Here is a 10911-nt window from a genome sequence, read left to right as displayed (position 1 = left end):
ATGCACGGCCAACAAGAGATAACAATGAGAACATATAAATCACAAAAGCTCAACGGCACTATGGCCGTTGAGCTTAATTAACTATTTTTAATCCTATAAACCGTAACGGTTATTTAGGACTAGACATTTAATACCTTGGCGAGTAGCAATCTAATGGGAATTCGGATGCTTTTAATTATGGGTGAAAGAGAGTGGCCTTAGATCTCAAAAAGTAATTTCCTTTAGCTTTTAATAAAAAACCGTATATTTCCACAATGCCAGAATCCCGTATACAGAATACTAAAAACCTTAGCCTTGAGCCGTTTTTTAACCTTTCCATGGACCTGCTGTGTATAGCGGGTTTTGATGGTTATTTTAAAAAAGTAAACCCTGCTCTGATACAACTACTGGGTTATTCGGAGGAAGAGTTATTTTCAAGAAAAATACGAGAATTTATCTTTGAGGAAGATAGGGACCTAACGGCACGATATAGGGATAATTTAAAAAATAATGTACCCTTGGTCAATTATGAAAATAGATATGTCTGCAAATCTGGGGAGATAATCTGGTTGCATTGGACTTCGATTCCCTTGGAGGACGAAAAATTGATATACGCCATAGCTAAAAATATTACCCATAAAAAGAAATTGGAGAAAGAGCGGATAGACCATCTTGTAAACCTTGTAAATAAAAACCAAGAATTAAAACAACTAAATTATACTACTTCTCATAATTTAAGGTCGCCGGTAAACAATTTATTATCCATTTTTGGATTTCTGGATTTTAGTAAAATTGATGATGCCGATGTATTGGAAACCTTGGATTATATGAAGATGGCTACGGAGGGACTTAACAAATCCCTAAACAAGTACGTAGACCTATTGAGCAATAAAGATTCTGCGAAGATAGAATTGGAAGAGGTAGATTTCATGATGGTACTCAAACAAGTTAAATTATCCATCAGTTCCTTGTTGAATAATGCCAATGTAACTTTTAAGGTCGATTTTTCCGGTTTAAAAGGTGTACGGTACAACATAAATTTTATGGAAAGTATTTTCCTAAATCTGTTGACCAATTCCATAAAATATGCAAGACCGGATGTTGCTCCTGTTATTTCTTTAACAACACGGGTTGAAGAGGGTAAGAAACAGCTGATTTATACCGACAATGGTCTTGGTTTTGACATGGAAAAGTTTGGGGATAAAATTTTTGGGTTAAACCAAAAGTTTCATCATAATGGCGATAGTAAAGGGGTTGGGCTCTATCTGGTATATAATCATATTACTAGCCTAGGAGGTGCTATTGCCATATAAAGTGAAGTTAATAAGGGAGTTACCTTTACTATAACCTTTAAGTAATTCTACTGTTACCTATTTAGACTTGTAACGGGCAATAAAGGAAGGAAAAAGAAAATAAAAGGTCGATTTGGAGCATGATAATCTCCAAATCGCCCTTTTTTCTGCCCTATTCCGTCGGTTCAAGAATCACTTGAGTACTGTCGGTTGGTGTTAGGACATCAATTTTTTCGTCATCTTCGTCATTGGTGCAACTGTTTAAGGCAATAATGCAAAAGAGAACTGTTGCTAAGTAGCTTATTTTTTTCATGAGTTCAGAGTTTAGTGGGTTTATCCAAATTCAATTTGTTTTATAACGTTTTAATTTCACATTTGTTTTGTGATATTTAATGATTCTTTGAAGCTGGAATAACATAAATAATACCTATAAACCCCATCGATTTATAAATCGATGGGGTTTATAGCTGTTTTTAATTTTTAATTCATTAATTTTTGGGTAATTAAAGTGGTAAATTTGCATGAAAAAGATCCTTAGATACACTTTGGCCCTTGTGCTATTCCTTTATTTCTTAACAACCCTTATCGCATCTCCTATTTTGGACAGGCAGATGAACCTAGTGGAATACAACGACCCAAGAGAACTGGGGACCGAAGCAAAGAAACTGTATAAATCCCTTCAATTTATTGCCGATCTGCACTGTGATGCCCTTCTGTGGGATCGTGACCTGACCAAACGACTGGATTATGCCCATTTGGATTTTCCGAGAATGCAGGAAGCTAAAATGAGTTTACAGGCGTTTACCATTGTTACCAAATCCCCTAAAGGACAGAATTTCAACCGGAATAGCGCAGATGCGTTCGATAAAATTACAATGTTGAATTTTGTGCAGGGTCGGTTGCCGGACAAATGGTTTAGCCTGTACAAGCGAGCTGTTTATCAGGCAAGAGCATTACATGACTACCCAAAGAAGTATGATGGCAAGTTTATATTGGTAAAATCGGCTCAAGATTTGAAACATTTAGTAGATTTAAAGAGAGTAGATCCTAAGGTTATTGGCGGTTTTTTGGGTGTTGAAGGAGCGCATTGCCTGGAAGGAAAATTGGAAAATCTACAAAATCTTTACTACGAAGGGGTCAGAATGATGGCTCCTACCCATTTTTTTGACAATGAACTTGGTGGGTCTGCGCACGGTATGTCAGGGGAGGGGCTTACCGATTTTGGTAGGGAGGTAATTCATAAGATGAATCAATTGGGAGTAATAATAGATGTGGCACATGTGTCGCCAAAAATGATCGATGATATTTTGGATCTAACTACAAAACCTGTTTTGGTGTCCCACACAGGTGTAAAGGGAACCAAGGATAGTCCCCGGAATATATCGGATCATCATATAAAAAGAATAGCTGCCTCAGGGGGACTTATTGGTATAGGGTTTTTTAAGGGAGCCATTAAAGGGGAAATTAAACATATTGCGGAGGCCATGAAATATGTACGGGATTTGGTGGGCGTTGATCATGTGGCCCTAGGTTCCGATTTTGATGGTGCGGCTACCACCCCAATAGATGTAACCGGGCTGCCTTTTTTGGTTCAGGAATTAATGAACCAAGGGTTTTCGGAAGATGAGATTAGAGCCATTATGGGCGAGAATGTTAAGCGATTTTTGTTAGAGCAATTACCTTAGAATCGGGCTAATTACATATAAATCCACATTAAAAGATGCAATTTCGGCCGCTACAACTTTGTCTTTTGAATCTTTTATATATCTTCGATAATTGGGAAAATTATAAATAATATGCACCATGATATACCCCTACCTCAGGGAAGTGCGAAAAATAAATTAAGAAATGATAATAGAGCCTAGAACACGCGGATTTATTTGCCTGACCTCACATCCTAAAGGGTGCGAACAAAATGTTATTGATCAAATTGAATATGTTAAGTCCAAAGGGACCATAGACGGAGCAAAAAAAGTTTTGGTAATAGGGGCTTCGACTGGTTTTGGTCTGGCCTCAAGGATTACAAGTGCATTTGGTTCCGGGGCCTCTACCATAGGAGTGTTTTTTGAAAAACCACCTTCAGAAGGACGTCCAGCTTCGCCAGGATGGTACAACAGTGCAGCCTTCGAAAAAGAAGCAAATAAGGCAGGGCTTTACGCAAAAAGCATCAACGGGGATGCCTTTTCAAATGAAATTAAAAAACAAACCCTAGATCTGATCAAAGCTGATTTAGGTAAAATAGATATGGTTATCTATAGTTTGGCTTCTCCGGTAAGGACACATCCAGATACTGGAGTAAAATATAAATCGGTTTTAAAACCAATCGGTGGCAAATTTCAAAATAAAACGGTCGACTTTCATACAGGAGTAATATCGGAGGTGTCCATTGAACCTGCTCAAGGGGATGACATAGAGAATACGGTAGCGGTTATGGGAGGTGAAGATTGGAAAATGTGGATCGATGCCTTAAAAAAGGAAGAATTGCTTTCTGAGGGATTTACAACCATAGCCTACTCTTATATTGGGCCATCACTTACCGAAGCTGTGTATAGAAAAGGAACCATTGGTCGTGCCAAGGATCATTTGGAATCTACAGCTTTTGCCATAACGGACAGTTTAAAACCATTAAATGGCAATGCTTATGTATCTGTTAACAAGGCATTGGTTACCCAAGCTAGTTCTGCCATTCCGGTTATTCCATTATATATATCCCTATTGTACAAGGTAATGAAGGAGGAGGGTATACATGAAGGATGTATAGAGCAGATTCAACGTTTGTTCCAGGATCGTTTGTATGCAGATAATATGCCCACAGATGATCAAGGGAGAATACGTATAGATGATTGGGAAATGAGAGATGATGTACAGGCCAAGGTAGCAGAACTTTGGAAGTTGGCTACCACGGAATCCTTACCGAAAATAGGGGACCTTAAGGGTTATGAAAAGGATTTCTTCAATTTGTTCGGGTTTATGGTAGACGGAGTGGATTATGATTTAGACGTAAACGAAATGGTCGAAATTCCAGGGCTTCAATAAATAGGATGCTTTCAATCTCACTTCAATTAATTCCTTCAGTAATAAAGAAACCATTATAAAATGATAAAGAACGTACTATTGCTATGGGTGCTCATTTTCGCATTACCGGTTGCGGGACAGAGCGGAAAAGTATTCGACGCACTTACCATGAAGAGTGAAATTCTCAAAAGTGATAGGAAATTTGCTGTGTATTTACCTCCGGACTATGAAACTTCCAATAGGAGCTACCCGGTACTTTATTTATTACATGGTGCTGGTGATGATCAAACGGGCTGGGTACAATTCGGAGAGGTGTTACGTATTACCGACAATGCCATTAAAGAGGGAAAAACTACTCCTATGATCATTATTATGCCGGATGCCAATACCGGAACTAGGGGGTATTTTAATTCCATTAAAGGGGATTGGCGTTATGAAGATTTCTTTTTTGAGGAATTAATGCCATTTGTTGAAAAAAAGTATCGCATTAAGAGTGAGAAAAGGTATAGGGCAATTGCCGGTCTTTCCATGGGAGGCGGTGGTTCGTTCATGTATGCCTTGCGCCATCCTGAATTGTTTTCGTCTGCTTGTCCGTTGAGTGCCTATATCGGTGCTCTAAGTTTGGACGATTTTAAACAACGGCTAAAAAGTAATAACGAGAATTATGAAGACAGCGTTGTAAGCGCTTATCACGAAAAACACAATGCACTGTCATTGATTCAAACTTCATCGGTAGAGGACATGAAATCTGTTAGATGGTTTATAGATTGTGGTGATGACGATTTTCTTTATGAAGGGAATAGTTTGGTGCATATTGCAATGAAAAAGAAAGATGTACCGCATGAATATAGGGTAAGGGAAGGTCGCCATAGTTGGACCTATTGGAGGGAATCCCTGCCTGTGGTATTGGAGTTTGTCTCCGATGCCTTTCATCAGTATTGATAAATAATTAATGTACGGGATTTCAAGGAGCAAGAAAGTAAAGAAAAAGTATGATCAAAAGAAAATTTGGTAAGACCCATTGGGATGTAAGTGAAATAGGATATGGAATGTGGGGCATGGGTGGATGGACCGAGTCCGATGACCTATTGTCTGCCAAAGCGTTAGATCTTGCCGTGGAAAACGGTGTTAATTTTTTTGATACTGCTTGGGCTTACGGGCATGGACACAGTGAAAAATTACTCGGCGAATTATTGCGAAGACATCCCAATAAAAAATTATATACTGCCAGTAAGATTCCAGCGAAAAATTTTAAATGGCCGGCGAAGCCAGAGTATAGTCTGGAGGAATCCTATCCTAATTCCCATATTCTAGAGTATACGGAAAAGACCCTTAAGAATTTAGGGGCGGACCAAATAGATTTGATGCAATTCCATACTTGGGACGACAGTTGGACCGATCGGGAAGAATGGCGAAGGGCGGTGGAAGATTTAAAAACGTCCGGAAAGGTTGCGGCCATGGGTATCAGTGTTAACCGTTGGGAGCCCGAAAATGGGATTATGGCTCTTAAGACTGGAATGTTCGACGCAGTGCAGGTGATTTACAATATTTTTGATCAAGCCCCGGAAGATGTTCTTTTTCCGTTATGTGAGGCTTTGGATATTGCCGTTATTGCACGGGTTCCTTTTGATGAAGGAACCTTGACAGGAAATATTACCAAGGAGACTACTTTCCCTGAAGGGGATTGGAGAGGGACTTATTTTGTTCCCGAAAATTTAATTCAGAGTGCAGAAAAGGCAGATTTATTGAGACCTATTGTTCCTAAGGGAATGACTATGCCCGAAATGGCTTTGCGTTTTATTGCCATGAACAAAACGGTAAGTACCATTATCCCTGGAATGCGCAAGGAAAAAAATGTGCTAATGAATACGGCAATGAGTGATGGAAAGGGCTTGTCCAAAGAGTTATATCAGGAATTGAAAGGCCACAGGTGGGATAGGAAGCCCACTTCATGGTCGCAGTAATAAAAGAATAAATATATGACAACCAGAAAAGATTTTTTAGTTCAGTCGGGGATGTTGGCAGCGGGGGTGGTATTGTTGCCATCGTTTACTTTGCTAGCAAAGAATCCCAAGAAAAATTTAGGGGTACAATTGTACACCTTTCGGAAGGAAATGACCGAAGATGCCGTTGGAACTTTAAAGAAAATAGCGGCACTGGGAATTAAGCAAATTGAATCCGCTAGAAGCACAAAAGGACTTTATTACGGTCTAAAGCCTAAAGAAATGAAAGATGTTTGCAGCGATCTTGGCATGACACTTAGGAGTGGTCACGTTGCCTTGGACGAAAATTGGCAGAATACCATGGATCAAGCCGCTGAGTCCGGCCAGGAATATTTAATTTGTTCTTCCATGCCCACTGAAGGGCAAACAGCGGATAACTATAAGTCGGTTGCCGAGGCCTTCAATAAGGCCGGGGAAGAATGTAAGTCTAGAAATATAAAATTTGGGTACCACAACCACGAATATGAATTTGAATCCGAAAATGGGGAAGTATTCTACGATATTTTATTGAACAATACACAACCAGACCTTGTGCATATGGAACTTGATCTGGGATGGGTAGTCGTGGCAGGAAAGGATCCCTTGGACTATTTTAAACGCTATGAGGGGAGATTTCCTTTATGGCATCTAAAGGATATGGATATGGTGAAAAAAGAAAGCACCGAGTTTGGAAAGGGAGGATTGAATATTGCCCAAATGCTTGAGCATAAAAAGGAATCTGGATTAGAATATATTTTTATAGAGCAAGAGGAGTATGCCAGTACCCCTTTTGAGAGTATGGAGCACAATATGAAGTTTATGAAAAATCTATAGATTTTTTAGGTTCTCTATGTTGAATAATTAAAGGAATAAAATGTCATGGACTGTGGGGTGGTTATTTTGCAAATAATTGTCCTATATCTTTAAAAGCTTTGAATTCCAGCGCATTTCCGGCAGGATCCAAAAAGAACATGGTGGCCTGTTCGCCAACCTCCCCTTTAAATCGGATATAGGGCTCTATAACAAAGTTGACCCCTTTGCCAATAAGTTCTTCCGAAAAGGTTATAAAGGTATCCCATGGTAGCACTACTCCATAATGGGGTACGGGTACATTTTTGCCATCTACCGGATTAACGTGCAATTCTTCTTCCTTGGATTTTGGTTTGTAATGAATCACCAATTGGTGGCCAAATAGATTAAAATCTACCCAATGGTCACTGCTTCTTCCTTCTTCACAATTTAATATCTCCCCGTAAAAGGTGCGGCAGTCGGCCAAATTATGTACTGGTATGGCAATATGGAAGGGTGTTATTTCTGACATATATAAATGTGTTATATTTTTAGTATTAGGGCCTAGTCCCAAGACCTAAAAATAAGCAATATTAAAGAAGTAGATATCCCAGAATCTGGAAATGGCCCAAAATTTTAAGCCTTTAAAAAATCGGCGATCTGTAGGTTGAGGTCTTCCTGATGCAAGGAATGGCCAAGCCCCTGGGTTTTGATCAATCTGCTGTTTTTCCAGTTTTTGTGTAGTCGTTCCGAGGCGCTAAAGGGAGTTATGGTATCCCATTCATCATGTATGATCAATCCTTTTTGTGTGATGGATTTTGCAAACTTGGGTGTGGAAATATCATTGATTCGAAAATTGTGATGCTCGTAAAGATGTTGGTCCAAACCCTTTAAAACCTTGTTGTTGAATTTAAGTAGATTCTGATAATGGGCCATCAATTCTGACAGTTCTGCCGGAGCCCCGAGGGTCACTATTTTTTCGATGGAGGTATTTGGATTTTGATATTGGTTGTGGAGTGTGGCAAGTCCGCCCATAGAATGCCCAATTATATATTTTGGTTGGTACATGTCTATAAGATGCCGGGCACTTTCGGCATAGGTGACCACATTCAGATTTTTACCTTCGGAATACCCATGGCCTGGAGCATCGAAGGCAATGATATTAAATTCCCTTTCCTGTAATTTTTCAATGAGATTCCGCCACCTAAAGGCATTGCTTTCCCAACCGTGTAATAATAAGACGGTTTCCTGTGCCCCAGGCCATTGATAGGTCTGTAGGCTAGTATTGTTTGCCAATATCCTTTCTCCTAGAAACTTTTGTAAGTATTCCTCCTGTTCGGGTAAAACCCTACCTTTTCTTGGGGTACTAAAAAGTTTGAAGGCCTTCTGGCCCACTTCCTTTTCAGAGAGTAGGGCTATGGAATTAAAGTAGGCACCATAGGATAGTGCTAGAATATGGTATAATAATTTTTGCATAGGATAGTTTTAGCTAGTCCCAGCCCACCATCATGTATTTTATTTTGGCATTATCAGGAATCTGAACAGCTTCAATATTGGTGCTGGATCCATATTGTAAATTGCTCGGAAGTTCTGTCTTCGCAATAGTAAAATAGGCGTCGGAATCCTTTAGGAATATGACTATATTGTTAAGGGCCGAAGTAATTTTTTTGATGGTGTGCTTGTCCTCAATATCCTTAAATGTACTATTGAGTCCAACTCCTTTTTCGGTAACATACCTAGGGTCATAAATACGTATAATCCCAATTTTTGGAATACTATCCGTATTTGGAGTAAGGGTCAGCAATTGTTTGCCCCCTTTTTCATAGATATTGATTTTTTTCACAGCTGCGCCAATTCTGGTCAAAGTAGTATCCCTAACTATGGAGTCAGCAGCAAATATGGTTTCAAGTTCTTCAATAGTGTTGGATTTTTGCAATTTGCCCACTTGGTCTTTGGCAATGACAAAATCTGTATTGGTGTTACATTGAATAAATAGTAGTGACGTTAATGCCACGGTGAAAATCGATTTTCTTATCATCTGTTGTATAAAGGAATACTTTATTAATTAGTTCTTGTTTTTTTATAATGTATATAGGAAGAGATCAACGCATCACTTTTTTTAGCACCCCTAAAACGCCCCTTATAAAAGTAGCACTGGTCAATACTTTTATCACCGGATTTTGACGTGTACTTGCTCTTCTGCTCGTTGATCTTTTAGATCTACTGCTCGAGGTGGACTTTTCTTCTTCAGCTAGCTTTTCTGCCCGTTCAATCTTTACGTTAAGTAGCTCATAGGCACTTTCCCGGTCAATGGTTTCGTTGTATTTTCTAACCAATTTTGAACTGTCTATTACCTCCTTTAATTCCTTGTCCGTCAGAACATCCATACGGCTCATAGGGGCCCTTAGCATGGTGGCGGCCAAAGGTGTTGGTCTTCCCTTTTCATCAAGGGCGGAAATTAAGGCCTCGCCAATTCCTAGGGAGGTTAGGACTTCCTTGGTGTCATAAAATTCTGAAATGGGATAATTTTCTGCGGTGAGCTTTATGGCTTTTCTATCTTTTGCCGTAAATGCCCGTAAGGCATGTTGCACCTTTAATCCTAATTGGGATAAAACGGCATCAGGAACATCTGTCGGATTTTGAGTCACAAAATACACCCCGATACCTTTGGAGCGTATTAATTTTACAATGTTCTCTATTTGATTTAGAAGTGCTTTTGAAGCCTCGTTGAAAATTAGGTGAGCCTCATCTATAAAAAGGACCAATTCCGGTCTCCCGGTATCACCTTGTTCCGGAAAAGTGTCGTAAATTTCCGCCAATAGACTCAGCATAAAGGTTGAGAATAATTTAGGTCTGTCCTGTATATCCGTTAAGCGAAGAATATTGATATAACCCCTGCCATTTTCATCAATTCGGGTAAGGTCCTCTACATCAAATGATTTTTCTCCAAAGAACAGATCGGCACCTTGCTGTTCCAGTTCTATTATTTTTCTTAGAATAGTTCCGGTAGAACTGGTGGAGATTCGGCCATAGGAATCGGAGAACTCTTTTTTGCCCTCTTCGGTAGCGTATTGCAGTACTTTTTTAAAGTCTTTTAGGTCTAGCAGCGGAAGCTTATTGTCATCACAATATTTAAAAACAACGGCAACAATACCCTCTTGGGTTACGGAAAGATCTAAGATACGGCTTAAAAGGACTGGGCCAAATTCTGAAACCGTGGCACGTAATTTTACACCATCCTGCTCGGAAAGGGAAAGTATTTCCACCGGAAAAGCCGAAGGTGCAAAAGGTATACCTATTTTGGCGTGACGTTCATCAATTTTTGGGTGACCAGGACTGGGTTGCGCCAGACCACTTAAATCCCCTTTAAGGTCCATTAGCAATACCGGAATACCTTTATCCGATAAATTTTCTGCTATTATCTGTAATGTTTTTGTCTTTCCGGTACCGGTTGCCCCAGCAATGAGACCATGGCGGTTAAGGGTCTTTAACGGGATTTTTACATGTGCATTGGTTATGGTCTCCCCATTTAGCATGGCCGCTCCCATAGTAATAAAGTCCCCTTTTGTGGTATATCCTTCCTCTATATGTGCAAAGAATCTGTCTTTGATGTCCATTGGGCTAATTTTTGATAAAAATAGGCTAATTTTAGTCAAAAGAAAAGTTGTTGATTTTGAAGTTATTCCCCAACCTTTATATTTTTGGGTACTAAATAGAGATTATGGGTAGGAAACAATTGGAATAGCTTTGTTGATATTCCAAGTAAATTTCCCAGGCACAATTTATAGGACGTTTATTAGATATTTTATTGGATTTGGATTATTATCCCTATTTTAAGGGTATTTTCAGTTAGC

The 10911-nt window shown here is 39.3% G+C and carries 10 protein-coding genes; 6 read left to right on the top strand and 4 right to left on the bottom strand.

Annotated features, from left to right (window positions below; genetic code table 11):
• Positions 1-254: 254 nt before the first annotated feature.
• The 6 genes from H4O18_RS17650 to H4O18_RS17620 all read left to right on the top strand — a co-directional run bounded on the left by H4O18_RS17650 (position 255) and on the right by H4O18_RS17620 (position 7102).
• Positions 255-1292, top strand: coding sequence for a sensor histidine kinase (locus H4O18_RS17650; protein WP_187587045.1), 1038 nt, complete (start codon positions 255-257; stop codon positions 1290-1292).
• A gap of 500 nt (positions 1293-1792) precedes the next feature.
• The gene (locus H4O18_RS17640; protein WP_187587041.1) at positions 1793-2956 is read left to right on the top strand and encodes a dipeptidase; all 1164 of its coding nucleotides are present in this window, start codon (positions 1793-1795) and stop codon (positions 2954-2956) included.
• Positions 2957-3119: 163 nt separating this feature from the next.
• On the top strand, positions 3120-4307 hold the full coding sequence (gene fabV, locus H4O18_RS17635; RefSeq protein ID WP_187587039.1) for an enoyl-ACP reductase FabV: 1188 nt from the start codon (positions 3120-3122) through the stop codon (positions 4305-4307).
• A 60-nt stretch (positions 4308-4367) separates the two neighbouring features.
• Positions 4368-5228 carry an alpha/beta hydrolase gene (locus H4O18_RS17630; protein WP_246474395.1) on the top strand — a complete coding sequence of 287 codons (861 nt, stop codon included), beginning with the start codon at positions 4368-4370 and terminating at the stop codon, positions 5226-5228.
• A gap of 50 nt (positions 5229-5278) precedes the next feature.
• A complete protein-coding gene (locus H4O18_RS17625; protein ID WP_187587037.1) occupies positions 5279-6250 on the top strand; it encodes an aldo/keto reductase in 972 nt (323 codons plus the stop codon).
• A gap of 15 nt (positions 6251-6265) precedes the next feature.
• Positions 6266-7102: a sugar phosphate isomerase/epimerase family protein gene (locus tag H4O18_RS17620; protein ID WP_187587035.1), complete on the top strand. Its 837-nt coding sequence runs from the start codon at positions 6266-6268 to the stop codon at positions 7100-7102.
• Positions 7103-7163: 61 nt separating this feature from the next.
• Here the strand turns inward: H4O18_RS17620 and H4O18_RS17615 are convergent, their stop codons facing one another.
• From H4O18_RS17615 to H4O18_RS17600, 4 genes are all read right to left on the bottom strand, one after another.
• Positions 7164-7589 (bottom strand): VOC family protein, encoded by a 426-nt coding sequence (locus H4O18_RS17615; protein WP_187587033.1) that lies wholly within the window; start codon positions 7587-7589, stop codon positions 7164-7166.
• A 104-nt stretch (positions 7590-7693) separates the two neighbouring features.
• Positions 7694-8533, bottom strand: a complete 840-nt coding sequence (locus H4O18_RS17610) for an alpha/beta fold hydrolase (RefSeq protein WP_187587031.1) — start codon at positions 8531-8533, stop codon at positions 7694-7696.
• Between the two features lie 13 nt (positions 8534-8546).
• On the bottom strand, positions 8547-9095 hold the full coding sequence (locus tag H4O18_RS17605; RefSeq protein WP_187587029.1) for a hypothetical protein: 549 nt from the start codon (positions 9093-9095) through the stop codon (positions 8547-8549).
• Between the two features lie 64 nt (positions 9096-9159).
• Positions 9160-10674 (bottom strand): helicase HerA-like domain-containing protein, encoded by a 1515-nt coding sequence (locus H4O18_RS17600; protein ID WP_187587027.1) that lies wholly within the window; start codon positions 10672-10674, stop codon positions 9160-9162.
• Positions 10675-10911: the final 237 nt, after the last annotated feature.

This window comes from Arenibacter arenosicollis, from assembly GCF_014397245.1.
Classification (GTDB): domain Bacteria; phylum Bacteroidota; class Bacteroidia; order Flavobacteriales; family Flavobacteriaceae; genus Arenibacter; species Arenibacter arenosicollis.
This window is presented reverse-complemented; position numbering and strand designations above follow the sequence as displayed.